At 61.0% G+C, this 16,646-nt stretch carries 14 protein-coding genes; 7 read left to right on the top strand and 7 right to left on the bottom strand.

Features of this window, described 5'->3' with window-relative positions; genetic code table 11:
* The first annotated feature begins 229 nt into the window (after window positions 1-229).
* Entirely contained in the window at window positions 230-3,175 is a 2,946-nt protein-coding gene (locus ODQ19_RS25790) for an SET domain-containing protein-lysine N-methyltransferase (RefSeq protein WP_330211591.1), read from the top strand.
* Between the two features lie 95 nt (window positions 3,176-3,270).
* On the opposite strand, the gene ODQ19_RS25785 is transcribed toward ODQ19_RS25790, so the two are convergent.
* Window positions 3,271-3,714, bottom strand: a complete 444-nt coding sequence (locus ODQ19_RS25785; protein WP_032897385.1) for an Lrp/AsnC family transcriptional regulator — start codon at window positions 3,712-3,714, stop codon at window positions 3,271-3,273.
* Between the two features lie 108 nt (window positions 3,715-3,822).
* On the opposite strand from ODQ19_RS25785, the gene ODQ19_RS25780 reads away from it, so the two are divergent.
* Window positions 3,823-4,737: a DMT family transporter gene (locus ODQ19_RS25780; protein ID WP_330211590.1), complete on the top strand. Its 915-nt coding sequence runs from the start codon at window positions 3,823-3,825 to the stop codon at window positions 4,735-4,737.
* A gap of 69 nt (window positions 4,738-4,806) precedes the next feature.
* Here the strand turns inward: ODQ19_RS25780 and ODQ19_RS25775 are convergent, their stop codons facing one another.
* From ODQ19_RS25775 to fabF, 3 genes are all read right to left on the bottom strand, one after another.
* Entirely contained in the window at window positions 4,807-6,786 is a 1,980-nt protein-coding gene (locus tag ODQ19_RS25775; protein WP_014718422.1) for a peptidase U32 family protein, read from the bottom strand.
* Window positions 6,787-7,640: 854 nt separating this feature from the next.
* A complete protein-coding gene (locus ODQ19_RS25770; RefSeq protein ID WP_071484081.1) occupies window positions 7,641-8,021 on the bottom strand; it encodes a RidA family protein in 381 nt (126 codons plus the stop codon).
* Window positions 8,022-8,092: 71 nt separating this feature from the next.
* Window positions 8,093-9,361 (bottom strand): beta-ketoacyl-ACP synthase II, encoded by a 1,269-nt coding sequence (gene fabF, locus ODQ19_RS25765; RefSeq protein WP_116667471.1) that lies wholly within the window; start codon window positions 9,359-9,361, stop codon window positions 8,093-8,095.
* Window positions 9,362-9,468: 107 nt separating this feature from the next.
* Here fabF and ODQ19_RS25760 point away from each other — a divergent pair, with 107 nt between their 5' ends.
* Window positions 9,469-9,945 (top strand): winged helix-turn-helix transcriptional regulator, encoded by a 477-nt coding sequence (locus tag ODQ19_RS25760; RefSeq protein WP_330211589.1) that lies wholly within the window; start codon window positions 9,469-9,471, stop codon window positions 9,943-9,945.
* A 4-nt stretch (window positions 9,946-9,949) separates the two neighbouring features.
* Here the strand turns inward: ODQ19_RS25760 and ODQ19_RS25755 are convergent, their stop codons facing one another.
* The 3 genes from ODQ19_RS25755 to ODQ19_RS25745 all read right to left on the bottom strand — a co-directional run bounded on the left by ODQ19_RS25755 (window position 9,950) and on the right by ODQ19_RS25745 (window position 11,903).
* The gene (locus ODQ19_RS25755) at window positions 9,950-10,819 is read right to left on the bottom strand and encodes an isocitrate lyase/PEP mutase family protein (RefSeq protein WP_014718426.1); all 870 of its coding nucleotides are present in this window, start codon (window positions 10,817-10,819) and stop codon (window positions 9,950-9,952) included.
* A 110-nt stretch (window positions 10,820-10,929) separates the two neighbouring features.
* Window positions 10,930-11,598: a DUF3313 domain-containing protein gene (locus ODQ19_RS25750; RefSeq protein ID WP_330211588.1), complete on the bottom strand. Its 669-nt coding sequence runs from the start codon at window positions 11,596-11,598 to the stop codon at window positions 10,930-10,932.
* Complete coding sequence (locus ODQ19_RS25745) at window positions 11,598-11,903, bottom strand: hypothetical protein (RefSeq protein ID WP_116667474.1); 306 nt, start codon at window positions 11,901-11,903, stop codon at window positions 11,598-11,600. Before ODQ19_RS25745 ends, ODQ19_RS25750 begins: the two co-directional genes overlap by 1 nt.
* Window positions 11,904-12,022: 119 nt before the next feature.
* Between ODQ19_RS25745 and ODQ19_RS25740 the strand changes: the two genes are divergently transcribed.
* The 4 genes from ODQ19_RS25740 (at window position 12,023) to ODQ19_RS25725 (ending at window position 16,591) form a co-directional block, all read left to right on the top strand.
* Entirely contained in the window at window positions 12,023-12,778 is a 756-nt protein-coding gene (locus ODQ19_RS25740; protein ID WP_330211587.1) for a response regulator, read from the top strand.
* Window positions 12,775-14,103 carry an ATP-binding protein gene (locus ODQ19_RS25735; protein WP_330211586.1) on the top strand — a complete coding sequence of 443 codons (1,329 nt, stop codon included), beginning with the start codon at window positions 12,775-12,777 and terminating at the stop codon, window positions 14,101-14,103. Before ODQ19_RS25740 ends, ODQ19_RS25735 begins: the two co-directional genes overlap by 4 nt.
* 177 nt (window positions 14,104-14,280) lie before the next feature.
* Complete coding sequence (locus ODQ19_RS25730; RefSeq protein WP_330211585.1) at window positions 14,281-15,237, top strand: ABC transporter substrate-binding protein; 957 nt, start codon at window positions 14,281-14,283, stop codon at window positions 15,235-15,237.
* Between the two features lie 22 nt (window positions 15,238-15,259).
* Window positions 15,260-16,591, top strand: coding sequence for an LLM class flavin-dependent oxidoreductase (locus ODQ19_RS25725; protein ID WP_330211584.1), 1,332 nt, complete (start codon window positions 15,260-15,262; stop codon window positions 16,589-16,591).
* The last annotated feature ends 55 nt before the right edge of the window (window positions 16,592-16,646 follow it).

Below are 16,646 nucleotides of genomic sequence, written 5' to 3'. Positions count from 1 at the left end.
ACGTTCTGAGGTGGCCAACAAAGTTTTTACCACTAAGGCGTTCACACCTCGTTATCAAGCCGCTGATCTCGGTCGTGAGCGCCCGCTGAATAACGCGCCCTTGGATAGCTTTACCAGTGCTCGATCCCATGGGATTGCCACGGCGTTTGTCGAACACTTGGACCTCGACGATCCCGCGATCAAACAGCAGGCCCGTGGGCAAACCGCCTTGGACACGGCGAACGCGCAGTTGAGCGAGTTTTTGTTGAACCTTATCCCGTTCAGGTCCGCCATTGTCAGTTTTCAGAACGGCCAGTACGGTGCGGGCGCATTCGATCTCTTGCTGGATGTTTTCGGCTTTCTTACCACTGGCGCCGCTACCGCCGGAAAACTGCTCAAGGTCGGCCGTTCTGCGTTGTCCACTGGGGTCAAGGCATTGCGGGCGGCCAAGGTCATCGGCGTGGCGGCCATTGACATGCTCAACCCCGTGGGCGGGGTGGGCGATTTGCCCAGGCTGGTGGGTAGCGCTGGTCTCTATGTACTGTCCAAAGGCGTCAAGGCGGTCAACAAGCTCAGAGGCGCCACCGGCAGTTACGACGTGTTGAAGGCGATCAGCAAACAGTACGAGGCTGCCGCAACGGGCACCGTGAAGGTGGCAGGCCAGACGGTGGAGGGGGCCGCGGTGCTCAAGGGCGGCAAGTGGTATTCATTCGATGTCGACGCGATGCGGCCTTATGGCGGCCCGCTCGATGAGTTCAAGGCCGCAACCCAGGCTGTCGACGGTGAGGTGGACACTGCGAGCTTCGAGGGGCTAAGTGAGTTGAGCCATGAGTTGTTCGGGCACTTCAAAGTGCCCGAATCCCAAATCGCAGGGCTCCCACGCAACAGCCAGGGCGTGTATGTAGCCGCCGATGGGCACTCCTCGCACATACGCCATACCGACAGCAACGGTGACACCGCGGTGTATGAGGTGCGCCAGGTGTCTCGCACGGAAGACGGCACCGTACAGGCCCGGGTTTATCACAACAACCGGCAAACCGAGTTGCTGGTCCAGCATGTACAAGGCGACGAATGGCAACGCCTGGGGGCACCCGGTGGCGGGCAGATCACCGCTGAACATTTGCGGGCTTGGGAGCTGTTGCCACGCAGGGAACAGGAAACGCTTACTCCCCGGGGGTTTGCCAAGAAAAATAACCTCCCCATCAAAACCTTTGAGTACTACGTGAAGCCCGGCGGCCAGTTGAGCGATACCGGCGTGATCGTGCGTGATCGCCCTGTTGATACTCCCTTGAAAAAGGTGACCAAAACCCACATCAATGACTGGCAAAGCCTGACACAAGAGAAGCGCAATGCTATGACCATGGATGGGTTTGCTGGTCAGCATCACATTAGTGCTGCTGCGTTCAGAGCGTATGTGCGTGCCGATGGCAGCTTGGGGCCATCCGGTCAAGCCCTGTTGAACAGGGTCACTGGTGTGTCTCATCAAGTCATTACCGATGAGCACTTACGCCAATGGAAAAAGCTCTTGGAAAAACCGGATAATGTAATTACGCCGGAAGCGTTTATACGCCAACACAAACTCAGCCCTAACTCTTGGAAAATCCACGTCAGGTCTGACGGCTCCTTCAAAGAGGAGACTTTGCAGCGCCTCAATTCCGGGGAAAACACGGTACGGCCCCCCGCGCGGCGGCAATCCAAAATGGAGGCAACCCCGCCCATCGAGTTGAATATCCAGATGTCGGGGGCGCGCCAGACGAGGATCACCGCGGCGCATTTAAGAGCTTGGGTGGCGTTACCGCGTGATGAACAGCTGAAAGTGACCCCTGGGGGCTTTGCGCGCCGTCATTTTCTGAACCAGAACACCTTTGAGTACTACGTAAAACCAGATGGGCAACTGAGTGCAACCGGCGTAATAGTGCACGATCGCGCCCCCAATACACCGTTCAATAAGGTTACCCATACACATCTCCTTGCTTGGCAAAACATGTTACAGCGAGATCGGGCGGCCATGACCATGGAGGGATTTGCCGGACATCATCAGCTGAGTCCGAGTACCTTTAAAAACCTTATACGGGCTGATGGTAGCTTGAGGCCAATCGGTGAAGCGCTGCAGAATCAAGCGACCGGCATTCCCTATAACCGGATTACCGACGACCATTTGTGTGATTGGCAAAAGCAATCCGGGCAACCCGGCAACTCAGTTACGCCAGAGAAGTTCATACAGAAACATGGGCTAAATCCAGGTCAGTGGGCAAACTACGTGAGGGCTGACGGCTCGTTTACAGCGCTCGCCTCGCAACGTCTCGGACGGTTACAGCAAGGCATTGAGCCGCGCCCCGTTCCTGAGCAACCGGCTGTGGATACCGCACGAAAACGACCGGCAACAGACCCTTTGGACCCGCCGCAACCCAAGGTCGCGGATATGACCCCGCACGACGGCACGCCACACGGCACAGAGGTCCCAGGCCCGTCTTCGGCAGTCCCGCCCGTGGTGATCAAGGTAGAGCCCAGCGAATTCCCGACATTGCCTCGCCATCACATCGACAACACGCTGCCGATTCTGCAAGACCCGGACAACCCCAGGCTCAGCTTGACCCGGGCACTGGAGGGCCCCATCGACGATATCCGTATCACTCACTGGAATGGCCTGCTCGACGGGCTCGATAACCCCACCAAGCAGCGGGTGTCCGCGCAAATAAAGGCCTCGATCAAAGACTGGCTGCGTACCGAAGGCCAACATCAGCCGCGCTTTGACCAGACCCTGGAGGTGGTCACGGCGCTGGAGGATGGTGGCCCGGCTCGCGGCGCTTCGGTGTGGGCTCGCCGCGACATCGCCCAGTTTGAAGTGCTGGGCCCTTACGCAGGCAAGTACCATGCTACCGAGACGTCATTGTTTCAGGAGCAACGCAAACAAGGCTCGCGGGCGGTGCTCACTTACCTGTTCGGAACCCGCTCGGGCAATCGCTCAGTGAGTGCGCTGCACACCGGCAATACCCTGAGCCTGATCAATACCTCGCAACTGGGCGACGGGCCAGCGTGGAAGGCCAATAACGTTATCTCCATCGCCGTGGGGAAAAACCTGACGTTCTATGTGGCGCTCAATGACATCAAGAAAGGCGATGAGCTATTGGTGGACTATGGCCCGCTGTATAAGCCGGTGCCTGATGTGGCGATCAAGCCGGAGCGTAGTCGCTGAGGCCATGCCCTCGGCATTCTGTGGGAGTGGGCTTGCTCCCACACTTGACTGTGTTTGGCCATGACATTCCCTTGGCATGGCGCTAATCACAAACCTCAGCGATCGCCTAACGGCGGCAAGCGCCGTTTCACCGGGGTTTTCTTCACAATCGCAGTATTGGTTTCGGCATATCCATTGATCCGGTCCAGCAGGCTGTCCAACTGGTCCATGGTGCGCACATGCAGGCGGGCGATGAAGCAGTCCTCGCCGGTGACCTTGTCGCATTCGGTGAACTCAGGGATCGCCTGGATCTGGCGCTCCACTTCCTGCAGTTTGCCGGGCAGGGGGCGGATGCGCACGATGGCTTGCAGCAGGTAGCCGAAGTGTTTGGGGTCGATGTCGACGGTGTAGTGGGTCAGCACGCCGCGTTCTTCCAGGCGCCGCAGGCGTTCGCTGACGCTGGGCGAGGAGAGCCCGGTGATCCCTGCCAGGGCCTTGAGGGACAGCCGCGAGTCGTCCATCAAGGCGGCGATCAATTGCTGGTCGATGGTGTCGATCATGAGGTTTGCCTAATAAGAAAAGGTGAATCCTGGGTTTTGCCTTTTTTAGTCGCTGTAGCCGTGTCGAGCAGATTGCCATAATTGAGCCTCACTTGAGGAGCCTCAATCATGGATACATCAATCCGTCGCGGAACCTGGGAAATGATCGCCGCCATGCTGATTTCCGGCACCATTGGCTGGTTTGTGCTGGTGTCGGGCGTGTCGGTGCTTGAGGTGGTGTTCTGGCGCTGCGTGATTGGCGCGCTGACACTGCTGTTGGTGTGCGCGTTGCTGGGGTATTTGCGCCTGGAGTTACTCAACTGGGCCAAGCTCGGGCTGGCAGTGCTCAGCGGCGTGGCGATCGTCGGTAACTGGCTGTTGCTGTTCGAGTCCTATTCCTCTGCGTCCATCGCGATCAGCACGGCGGTGTACAACGTGCAGCCGTTCATACTGGTGATGCTGGCGGCGGTGTTTCTCGGTGAGAAGATCACCGTGCAAAAAATGGCGTGGCTGAGTGTGGCGTTCCTGGGCATGTTGGCGATCGTGACCGCCCATGGTGAGCAATCTAGCGGCGGGAATTATCTGGCTGGCATTGCCTTGGCTTTGGGCGCGGCATTTTTGTACGCGGTGGCGGCGCTGATCATCAAACGCCTGAAGGACGTACCGCCGCATTTGATGGCGTTGATCCAGGTGACCACCGGCGCCGTGCTGCTGGCGCCGCTGGTGCCCTGGCACAGCTTGCCCGTGTCGACCACTGCCTGGGCGGCACTCGCGACATTGGGAGTGGTGCATACCGGTTTGATGTATGTGTTGCTGTACGGGGCCATTCAGAAGCTACCCACGGCGATGACCGGCGCGTTGTCGTTCATCTACCCGATTGCGGCGATCCTGGTGGACTGGATCGCGTTCGGGCATCGCCTGGGGTGGCTGCAATGGCTGGGTGTGGCGGCGATTCTGCTGGCAGCGGCGGGGTTGCAGCGGGGCTGGTGGTGGCCCCGCAACCTCGGTAGGCGCGAGCTTGCTCGCGAAAAACTCCAACGATAACGCAGCGCATTTGGTTAACACGCGGCGTCCTCAGGTTTTTCGCGGGCAAGCCCGCTCCTACAAAAGCGGTTAGTGCGTGCCCTGGTAGATAAGGTTTTCCGGGTTGAAATGCTCCACCGCGCTGCCTGGCTGCGGCAGGCCGAGGATATGCCCCTTGATCTTGCCCACCACATGCATCTCGCAGGGTTTGCAGTCGAACTTCAGGGTCAGCACTTCGTCACCGTGGATCAATTGCATCGGCGCCACCTTGGTCTTTACCCCGGTCACACCCTTGGCCTGTTTAGGGCACAGGTTGAACGAGAAACGCAGGCAGTGTTTGGTGATCATCACCGGTACTTCGCCGGTTTCTTCGTGCGCTTCGAAGGCCGCATCGATCAGCTTCACGCCGTGACGGTGGTAGAAGTCCCGGGCCTTCTGGTTGTAGACGTTGGCCAGGAACGACAGGTGCGCTTCGGGATACACCGGCGGCGGCGAAGTTTCAGCCTTGCGCCCACCCCGCGGATGCGCGGCGACGCGTGCGGCGGTCAGTGCTTCGATCACTTCACGGCGCAACGCCTTGAGCTGCGAGTTGGGGATGAAGAACGCCTGCGGCGCATCCAGCTCAATGCGGGTGGCGTGGTATTCGGTGGTGCCGAGCTGGCCGAGCAGGTCGCGCAGGGTGTCCAGTGCCTGTTCCGGCTTATTGGCCACGCCAAACGGGCCGGGCAGGGTGACGCTGGCGCTGATGCCTTCTTCGCTGGTCGCGGTGATTTGCAGCTGCTCTTCACGCAGGCACGCGACCCATGACAAGCCGATACGGCGCTCGGCCGACGTCTTGAGCAGGGCCTGTTGCCAGTTGTGGTCCAGGTTGCGATTGAGCGGGTGATGCGGGCGCAGTTGATGCAGGCCGGCTGGCATTTCGTTGGGCTCGACGCGGTAGCGGTAGCGCTTCTCACCGTCTTCCTCGAACTCACCCTTGGGCTCGGCGATGTTGGCGCGGAATCCCACCACTTCACGCTTGATCAGCACATTGAGGCCGTCGCCGTTGGACAGCGGCTCATGGGTGACCACCTGCAAGTCGCGCTTGCCGGCTTTTTCCACGGTGCCTACGGGCAGGCCGGTAAAGGTCGGGGTATCAAAGGCGCCGATGTCGATCTTGCGGTCGCTGACAAAGTAATCGGTGCTGCCACGGTGGAAGGTTTTTTCCGGGTCGGGCAGGAAGAAGTGCGCGGTACGGCCGCTGGAAGCGCGGGCCAGGTCCGGGCGGTCTTCGAGGATCTCGTCGAGGCGCTGGCGGTAGTAGGCGGTGATGTTCTTCACATAGCCCATGTCCTTGTAGCGGCCTTCGATCTTGAACGAACGCACGCCCGCTTCGACCAGGGCGCGCAGGTTGGCGCTCTGGTTGTTGTCTTTCATCGACAGCAGGTGCTTTTCAAAGGCCACCACGCGGCCTTGGTCATCTTTCAGGGTGTAGGGCAGGCGGCAGGCCTGGGAGCAGTCGCCACGGTTGGCGCTGCGGCCATTTTGCGCGTGGGAGATATTGCACTGCCCGGAGAACGCCACGCACAGGGCGCCGTGGATAAAGAACTCGATGGCGGCATCGGTCTCGTCGGCAATGGCGCGGATCTCTTGCAGGTTCAACTCGCGGGCCAATACCAACTGCGAGAAACCGGCCTGGTCGAGAAACCTGGCCCGGCCCAGGGTGCGGATGTCGGTCTGGGTGCTGGCGTGCAGCTCGATCGGCGGAATATCCAGCTCCATCACGCCCAGGTCTTGCACGATCAGCGCATCGACACCGGCATCGTAGAGCTGATGGATCAGCTTGCGTGCGGGCTCCAGCTCGTTGTCATGCAGGATGGTGTTGATGGTGGTGAAGACGCGGGCGTGGTAACGGCGGGCGAATTCCACCAGTTGAGCGATATCGCTCACCTCGTTACACGCATTATGGCGAGCGCCGAAGCTCGGCCCGCCGATATAAACGGCGTCGGCGCCGTGCAGGATAGCCTCACGCGCAATGGCGACATCGCGGGCAGGGCTGAGCAATTCCAGGTGATGCTTGGGCAAGGACATAGTTTTTTTAGTCAGGCTTGTCACGGTTGAGGCGCGCATTGTAGCCGTGAAATGCCTGGGCGGCATCTACCGCAGGGCTGTCGGGCCTAATGCAAGTCCGTTAAGCGAACGCAATGCTCAACGCAACGAAGACCCGTTGTGGCTTGCCTGCGATGGCCATAGGTATCTACACAACTTTGGGGCGACGCTGGACCTGTGGCGAGGGAGCTTGCTCCCGTGACGGCCTGACAGCCGACGCATCTCTACCTGACACCCAGGATCCAAATGTGGGAGCTGGCTTGCCTGCGATGACGGCCTTCCAGCCGATGCTTATCTACCTGACACCCCACGATCCCACTGTGGGAGCGGGCTTGCTCGCGAAGGCGGCATGACAGCCGACACTGTTATACCGAGTACATATCCATTCCTGCGGTAACGGCCACTTAGGGTTCCGCCCAACGGCGGCTCACTTTGCAAAAGCGGCAAAGTAAGCAAAACGCTCTTGCCCCACCACTCGGCACCTCGCCCAGGCTCGGTGTGCCCGTAATCCGCCAGTGATTTGGGGGGCCGCCGCCACGCGCCATCCATGGCGCGGGGCAGCTAAACCGGCATCCCTGCCGGTTTACCCCCCAAATCCCTGTCGAATTCCGGCCAGCGTGGTTTAACGGGGCGCCTGAGATCAAAAGCAGAGCAAGATCAAGAGCGACTCGTTTCGCATCATGGTTACCGTTGACGGCTACAACTAAAAAGTTGTGTAAATACCTATGCTGCGATGGCGATGGAACATTCACCACCGCTATCGCAGGCAAGCCAGCTCCCACCTTTCTGACCGAGTTCGACATTCCGATCAGTTCGGTTCTAAAGTCGTTACAGATTCAAGCCTTGGCAGCCATCGCCGTCACTTCTACCCGCATACCTTCCACCGCCAAGGCGGCAACGCCTACTGCTGCCCGCACTGGCCAGGGCTTGGCGAAAAAGCGCTTGTAGACCTCGTTGAACGCCGCGCGGTCGGCCATGTCGGTGAGATAAATAGTCAGGTGCATGACCCGGTCCATAGAGCTGCCGGCTTTTTCCAGCGCGACTTTCAGCGCTTGCAGGGTGCACTCGCTTTGCAGAGTGATATCGCCCAACTCCAGGCTGCCATCGGCGCGGGTGGGAATCTGGGTGGAGACCAGGATGCCGTTGAAGCCGATTACATCGGAGGAGATGGAGTCGGCGTCCGGGTCAGGGGTATAGGACAGGTCGTGGTTGGCCATGGGCACCTCGTGTTGGCAGGAACAGAAAGGCGCCATGGTCGGTGAAATTCACCCTAGGGGCAAACCCCGGCTCATAGCCAGCGTCGGAACAGCACGCTGGCGTTCACGCCGCCAAAGCCGAAGCCATTGGACAGCGCATATTCAATCGGCATGGGCCGGGCCTCATCGCGCACCATGTCCAGGCCGTCGGCGAGGGCGTCCGGGTTTTCCAGGTTGAGTGTCATTGGCGCGATCTGGTCACGCAGGGCAAGTACGGTGAAGACGGCTTCGATGCCTCCCGCAGCACCGAGCAAGTGGCCGGTGGCGGATTTTGTTGAGCTGATCGCCGGGCTGCCGCCGGTACCGAATAGCGTCTTGATCGCCGCCAGTTCGCCTTTGTCGCCCACAGGTGTGGAGGTCGCGTGGGCATTCAGGTATTGCACCTGCGACGCCTCGATGCCCGCCTGGCGCAACGCTTGAGTCATTGCTCGACGCGCACCGTCACCGTCTTCAGGCCCTGCGGTCATGTGATAGGCGTCCGCACTGGTGCCATAGCCCACCAGTTCGGCAATCGGCTGAGCACCTCGCGCCAGTGCATGCTCCAGTTCTTCAATTACCAGAATGCCGGCGCCTTCGCCCATCACAAAGCCGTCGCGCGCCTGATCGAAGGGTCGCGAAGCGCGCTCCGGGGTGGCATTGAAATCGCTGGACAGCGCCCGCGCTGCGGCGAAGCCGGCAAGGCTGACGCGATGAATCGCCGCTTCGGCACCGCCGCATACCGCGACGTCGACTTCCCCGGCGCGGATCATTCGCGCTGCGTCGCCGATAGCCTGAACCCCGGCGGCACACGCGGTTACTGGCGCACCCAGAGGGCCTTTCAAGCCATAGTTGATCGACACATGCCCGGCAGCCATGTTGCTCAGAAACGATGGAATGGTGAAGGGCGACAAACGACGCGGGCCCTTACTGTCAGTGGTGCGCACCGCATCGGCAATGGCCGGGAAACCACCGACACCGGAGGCGATGATAGTCGCCGTGCGCGCCTGCTCCTCGGGTGTTTTGGGGGCCCAATTGGCCTGCTTCAGGGCTTCATCCGCGGCCGCCAGGGCGAACAGGATAAAGCGGTCCATCTTGCGCTGTTCCTTGGCCGCCAACAGTCGATCAGGATCGAAACCGGCTTCGGGGTCTTGCAACACACTTTGCACCTGGCCGCCGATGCTGACCGCCAGATCCCCGATCAACTCTTGCGGCAAACGGCGGATGCCCGACTGCCCGTCCAGCAAGCGCCGCCAAGTGGATTCCACGCTCGACCCCAGCGGCGTCAGTGCGCCCATGCCCGTCACGACGATACGTTTACTCATGCTCAATCGACTCCTGTTGCTTGAAGGATACACAGCGTATGGACGTCACTATCATCATGAAAGTAACATGGTGTCATACAAGTTTGTACTCGCACACAGGAATACCTATGCAGCGCAAATCCCTCATCAGTGCCGAATGCCCCGTCGCCCGTAGCCTTGAACGGGTAGGGGAGTGGTGGAGCATGCTGATCATGCGCGACGCCTTGCACGGTTTGCGCCGTTTCGACGAGTTCTCGCGCAGCCTGGGCATCGCGCCCAACATGCTCACGCGCCGCCTTAATGGCTTGGTAGAAGCGGGGATGCTGGAGCGCCGTGCCTACAGCGAGCGGCCGCCACGCTGCGAATACGTGCCGACGGCCAGGGGCGAAGACTTTCGTATGGTGCTGATGGCGTTGGTGGCGTGGGGCAATCGGCATTACGCCGAGGAGGGCATCAGTGTCGAGGTGGTGGAACGCGAGACGGGCCGACCGGTGCAGCCGATGATGGCGACGGCGGAAGGTGGGTTGGTGGCGATGGATCAGTGTGTGGTACAGCCCGGCCCGGCCGCCAGCGCAGGGATGCGCCAACGGCTGAGCCGTGAGTGAGTGATTACTCTTTTACATCCATGAACTCTTCCGCCCACGCCACATAGCTCTCAGGCAAGGTGTAGGTGTGGGTCAATTCCGTCGCGCTGAGGTTCGAAGTGCTGTGGGTCAGCTGACGCTGGGCACGCAGGCTGTCGTAAGTGGCCTTGATCGCGGCGAAGTAGGCGCCATGCCCGGCCACCACGATGCGTACGCCCAGGCTGGCCAGGCGCTCGCTGTCGTGCAGTTGTGGGTTGCCGTAGGTCACCAGCATCAGCGGAACGCTGAGGTTCTCCGCGATCTGTTCCAGGTGGTCGAAGTCCTTGACGCCGACCATGCAGATGCCGTCAGCGCCGGCCTTTTCGTAGGCTTTGGTACGCGCAATCACGTCGCTGGTGGGCAGCACGCCCGCGTTGGTGCGCGCAATGATCGACAGCGCCGGGTCGACACGTGCCTCCAGCGCGGCCTTGACCTTGCCGATGCCTTCTTCGACGGAAATCAGGTCTGTGGATTTACGCCCGAATTGCGCGGGCAAGAGGGTATCTTCGATGGTCAGCGCCGCGACGCCGGCGCGTTCCAGTTCTTCGACGGTGCGCATCACGTTCAGGGCGTTGCCGTAGCCATGGTCGGCGTCGGCGATGAAGGGCAGCTGGGCAACACGACCGATGCGGGTGGCTTGCTCGACGAACTCACTCAGGGTAATCAACGCAAAATCGGGGGCCGCCAGCACCTGCAGGGAGGCGACCGAGCCGCCCAGGATTCCCACTTCAAACCCCAGGTCAGCCGCGATGCGGGCAGACATGGGGTCGAATACGGAGGCGGTTTCAACGCACAGGGGCGTTGCCAGCAGGTCACGGAAGTTACGGCGTAGCGCTGAGTGAGAAATCTTGGGCATGGTCTTTCCTGGCTTTGGTCATCGTCAAGTGACGATCAATGTCTATTCGTGGTGCCGGGAGATTACCACGCAGATGCCCCTGTGATTATGACGTTTGAGCAAGGCGAGGGTTATCGAGCGACTGCACTGTACGACGTACCCAGGTCGCGGGCCCAGCCGTCGAGCACGTCCTTGACGTTGTCGGCGGTCATGACTTGCTTGTCATTGGCCAGGGGAGTGCCGGTGCCTTTACGCAGCATGGCCGCCACGACATCACCGGTCGAACCATCTTCCAATGACAGCTCCGTGGCGATTTCACTGTCTCGATCGCGGATACCAGTGGCGGTGCTCACGCCCGCTGCGACCAGGGTGATCGGCAGCCACTCATAAAACCGCAGTCCCTGGGGGCTGGTGGCGATGCGGGTGATGGCGGGGCGTACTGTGAGGGTGTCAGGGCCAGGTTTTGAGGCCAGGTAAACGTATTTGCCAAGTTCCGAGCGCAGTACCAGGTCGTAGTAGCCAGTGACGTGGGAGAGCGTGCTTTGCGGGATCTGAGCGGTGGGTTCAACAGCCGGGAAAAACTGGCTGGGCGCCAGATAGACCTGCTTGTAGCGGCCACGCTTCAAGGCCGGGCTGACCCAACTCTGTACGGTCTGGCCCGACGGGCTCTGTTGCTCTTTAAGCAGGCTGTAGTCATGAAGAAAGCCTGTATATCGCTCGGGTTCGACCTTGTTGCTGCTGCAAGCCATCAGGCTCAGGGTGGCCGCCATCAGTAGCAGGAGTGAGCATTTACGGGCCATCAATGGGTTGCCTGTTCGTTTGGCTTGTCGTGTGAGGATTCGATGTGCAACTGGCCATGGGTCATGATCCAGTGGACAAGCTCGGCGATGGGAATGGAGTGGGCGTACTCGACCCAGCGCCCGGCCTGCGGGCTGTAGTGCTCGAAGTAGCGACGCAGCACGATACGGTCCGCGTTCAGCCCCAGGCAGGATTCCTGGAACAGCATCGGGCTATCCTGTGCGGGGGAGGAGGTGCGCTGGCTCAGCACCAATGGCCGCGCATCGCCTGCTGCTTGCTCGGTGTACCTGCTGCTCGAAACTTTCATAGGCGTCTCCTTGAGTGGAAGGCGTGCAGCATGCCCGACAGGTTTTGCCCAAAGATGTCCGGGTTGTGTCCGTGGCGAAGGAATGTTGCTCGATTGAAATAAATGACCCCGGCGCCGGAATGGTTTTAGATGTCGTCTTTTTTTGGCCTGGGAAATCTGTGAACGTGAGCAGACTGCTGATCGTTGATGACGACGTGGAAGTGCTGGCATTGCTGAAGAAATTTTTCGTCCAGCACGCCTATGAAGTCGACGTGGCCGCCGACGGCGAGGCCATGTGGGCGGCCATCGCCGAGCAGCGGCCGGACACGATCATTCTTGATCTCATGTTGCCCGGCGAAGGCGGCCTCAGCCTGTGTCAGAAAGTGCGGGCGCAGTTCGGCATTCCTATCATCATGCTCACGGCCATGGGCGAGCTGAGCGACCGTATTGTTGGCCTGGAACTGGGCGCTGACGACTACCTGACCAAACCCTTCGCCCCGCGCGAGTTGCTGGCCCGCCTGCGCGCCGTGCAACGGCGTGCGGGACAGTCGGTCAGTGCGGCCGACGAGCGCTCACGCCCGGTGATTGCCTTCGCCGGTTGGCATCTGGATATCACCTGTCGCGAGCTGCGTTCGCCCGAGGGCGTCATGATCCCGCTGTCCGGTGGCGAGTTCGATTTGTTGGTGGTGTTTCTCGAACACCCCCAGCGCATCCTCACCCGCGACCAGTTGATCGACCTGACCCACGGCCAGGGCCACGACGCCTTCGACCGCAGTATCGATGTGCAGGTCAGCCGGCTACGACGCAAGATCGAGCCCGATTGCAAGCGTCCGGACCTGATCCGCACGGTGCGCAATGGCGGCTATCTGTTCACCGCCCCGGTGACCCGCTCATGATCCACCGCCTGTTGCGCCGCGACACGCTGAACCGGCGGATCGCCCTGACCATTCTTGCCGCAATGCTCACCTCACTGGCCCTCAATGCCTTGTTCGTGCAGGTCGCCGGAGTGTGGGCGCGCCCGCCCATCGACCGCACGGGGCTGCTGGAGCAGATGGCCGCGACGTTGAAAGTGATCGAGGCCGCGCCTGCGCCATTGCGCTCGCAACTGGCGGCAGCGGCCAGCGATACCCGGTTGCAGGTGACTTGGCACACCGACCCCGTGGATTTCGGCCTGCCCAGCGGCGGCAACGTGCTACAAGCCGGCGAAGTCCCCGGGATACAGGCGTTGTTTGGCACCGGGCGCACCATTCAGGTGTACAGCCCGGACGATTGGCCGCGTGGCAGCCCCGACGCGCATTATGTGGCGCTGATGCAGTTACGCGACGGCAGCTGGTTGGCCTTCATCCCGCCCGAACGCAGTTGGGGCCTGAGCGCGCCCACGCGGATTGCGGTCATCATCATCCTGGGGCTGATCGCTACCTTGCTGGTCGCCTGGGTCGCCACCCGGCAATTGGCCAAGCCATTGCAGCGTTTCGCCAGCGCCGCCAGACGCTTCGGTGGCGATCTGCGCGCACCGCCCATCGACATCGAAGGCCCCGACGAAATACGCCAAGCCACCATCGCCTTCAACACCATGCAGGCGCAGATCCAGCATTTCATCGGCGAACGCACCCAAATGCTGGCAGCCATTTCCCATGACTTGCGCGCGCCCTTGACGCGGATACGCCTGCGCTGCGAGTTCATGGAGGACCTGGACCATCAGCACAAGCTGATTCGTGATGTCGAGGAAATGCAGTCGATGATCAACGCCGCGCTGGCGTTTTTCCGCGACGATACGGTGCTGGAGCACAGCACTGCATTCGATCTGTCTGAACTGCTGCAAACCATCATCGACGACTATCGCGACCAGCAACTGGTGGTCGACTTCCGGGGGCCACCCCATCTGGTCTATCACGGCCGGCCGCTGGGGCTTAAACGGGTGGTGGTCAACCTGCTGGAAAATGCTGCCAAGTACGCCCGGCACCCCAGCATTGCGCTGAGTGTTGACGATCAGAGGGTGTGCATTGAGGTCAGCGACGAGGGGCCGGGGATTCCCGAAGCGGACCTGGAGCGCGTATTCGACCCGTTCTTTCGCCTTGAGACCTCACGCAACCGCAATACCGGTGGGGTGGGGCTTGGGCTCTCGGCGGCGCGGGCCATTGTGCGTGAGCAGGGCGGTGAACTGAGCCTGAGCAATCGGCGTAGTTCGGGCTTGGTGGCTCGGATTGAATTTCCGCGCTAGCGTGATGCGATCTACGCATTATTATTGAATTAGGTTATGCGCAATCAGTATTTTACATCTCGCCTTCAGCCCGCAAAAATAGCCCTCACACCCCATAGCTACAGACAATAACCTTTTAAAACCGAGACCGTGCGTGCGGATCGACTTGAATGCCCCACAAGGCATCTGGAGACGAACGTGCGTTACCTCAAAACCCTGGCGGCCGGGTTGGCCGCCTCTTTGCTGTGCCTGACGGCGCAGGCTCAAACCCTGGTGGTCGGCGACCAGAGCTACAACGCCCAGGCCGTGATGGAAGCGGCGGGGGTGCTGGATGACCTGCCTTACACGCTGGACTGGAAGCAGTTCACGGCCGGGTCGCCGGTGGCCGAAGCGCTCAACGTCGGCAGCCTGGACCTGGGCCTGCTTGGGGATGCCCCGGTGTTGTTTTTGGGCGCCTTGGGCGCACCGATCAAGGTGATTGCCGTCAGCCGGCAGAATCTCGACGGCGTAGCCATCCTGGTAAAAAAGGACTCCTCGATCCACAGCCTGGCCGATCTGGCAGGCAAGCGTGCTGCGATCTGGAAGGGCTCCTGGAGCCAGCAACTGTTGCTGACCGCGCTGGACAAGGCCGGGGTTGCACGGGATTCGCTGCAATGGCGTTACCTCAGCGCCCTGGATGCCTCCCACGCGCTGGAAGGCGGTGCGGTTGACGTGATCGCTACCTGGGAACCCTACGTCACGCAACAGGAACGCCAAGGTGCGCGGGTGCTGGCAACCGCTGAAGACTTGATCCCGGCCCAGAGTTTCATTGCCGCCAACGCCAGTGCTGTGGAGGCCAAGCGTGAGCCCATCAGCGACTTTCTCCAGCGCCTGAAAAAAGCCCGCGACTGGGCCCGTCAAAGCCCGGCCAACGCCAACGCGTATGCCGATGCCTGGGCCAAGCGCACCCGCGCTGATGCCGAAATCGCCCGTGTCTGGTTTGCCCGCGCACGCACCACCGTCGAGCCGCTGACGCCTCAGGCGCCCATCGAGGCGCAAAAGACCGTGGACTTTTTTGCCGGCCTGGGCCTGGTCAAGTCTTACTCGGCCGCCACGTTGTTCGACCCTTCATTCGCGGCCGCCTTGCAGCCCACCGTCGCCACGACCCAGCCCTGACCGCTTGAAGGACTACTGCGCAATGACTAAAAGACAGCTCAAACTGGGCGCCCTGACCATGGGCTGCGGTGGGCCGGGCCGCCATAACCTGTGGCTTGACCCGCAATTGCCGGCCGATGCCAGTGTCAACGTCGATTGGTACATCGAGATAGCGCGCCAGGCCGAGGCGGCATTGTTCGACCTGATGTTCATCGTCGACAGCCAGTTCATCACCGAAGGTTCACCTTCCCATTACCTCAATCGCCTGGAGCCGCTGACCTTGCTGTCGGCACTGGCCGTGAGCACGCGGCATATCGGCCTGGTCGGTACGCTGACCACCTCGTATAACTCACCCTATAACGTCGCCCGGCGCCTGGCCTCCCTGGACCTGATCAGCAAAGGCCGCGCCGGCTGGAACGTGGTGACCAGTGGCGATGCCGGTACCGCCGGCAATTACAGCCGCGACGAACATTACGACTACGCCACCCGCTACGGTCGTGCCGCCGAACATGTTCAGGTGGTGCAGGGGCTGTGGAACTCCTATGAAGATGATGCGTTTGTGCGCAACCGTGCCACCGGACAGTTTCTCGACTCGAGCAAGCTGCACAGCTTGAATCACCAGGGCGAACACTTCTCGGTGGTGGGCCCGTTGAATATCCAGCGTTCCCCCCAGGGCCAACCGGTGATATTCCAAGCTGGCGACTCCGAACAAGGCCGCGACCTGGGCGCCGCCACCGCCGATGTGATCTTCACCCACGCGGCCAGTATCGAGCAGGGCCAGGCGTTTTATCGGGATATCAAGGGCAGGGCGGCACAACGGGGGCGCGATCCGGAACAGGTACTGATCATGCCCGGTGCGGAAATCTACGTGGGCGACACCGATGCCCATGCCCGGGAAATCGAGCAGCACTATCATCAACTCGACCACAGTTTTGCGCTGGCACTCAAGGAGTTCGGGCGCAATTTTGGCTGGCATGATTTCAGCCAGTACGACCTGGATGCGCCATTCCCGCAGGAGAGCCTGGAGGCGGCGCGCAGCAGTTTTTTCACCGCTGCCAAACGCATTGCCGACCAGGCCCGGGAAAAGGGCTTTACCCTGCGCCAGGCCGTCGAATTTGGCCGGCAATTGCGCCCAGGCGCGTTCGTGGGCAGCGCTGCCACGGTGGCGCAGAAACTGGCGGATTGGTTCGAGGCGCGGGCGGTGGATGGGTTCAATATCTACATCGGGCACCCTGGGCAGTTCGAGCGTTTCACTCAGGAGGTGATCCCTTTGCTGCAGGAGCGCGGTGTTTATCGCACGGCCTACGAGGGCTCGACCTTGCGTGAAAGCCTGGGCTTGGCGATTCCGAGGTTTGCGCGCACTCCCTCACCCTAAGGGGTGATTTCGATGACTTTGCGGGTGTGGGACTATCACTTCAGTCCCTGGCGCC

This window comes from Pseudomonas sp. AM4(2022) (genome assembly GCF_036346515.1).
GTDB classification, from domain to species: Bacteria; Pseudomonadota; Gammaproteobacteria; order Pseudomonadales; family Pseudomonadaceae; genus Aquipseudomonas; species Aquipseudomonas paracarnis.
The sequence above is the reverse complement of the archived record's forward strand: the minus strand, read 5'-3'. Positions and strand labels throughout refer to the sequence as shown.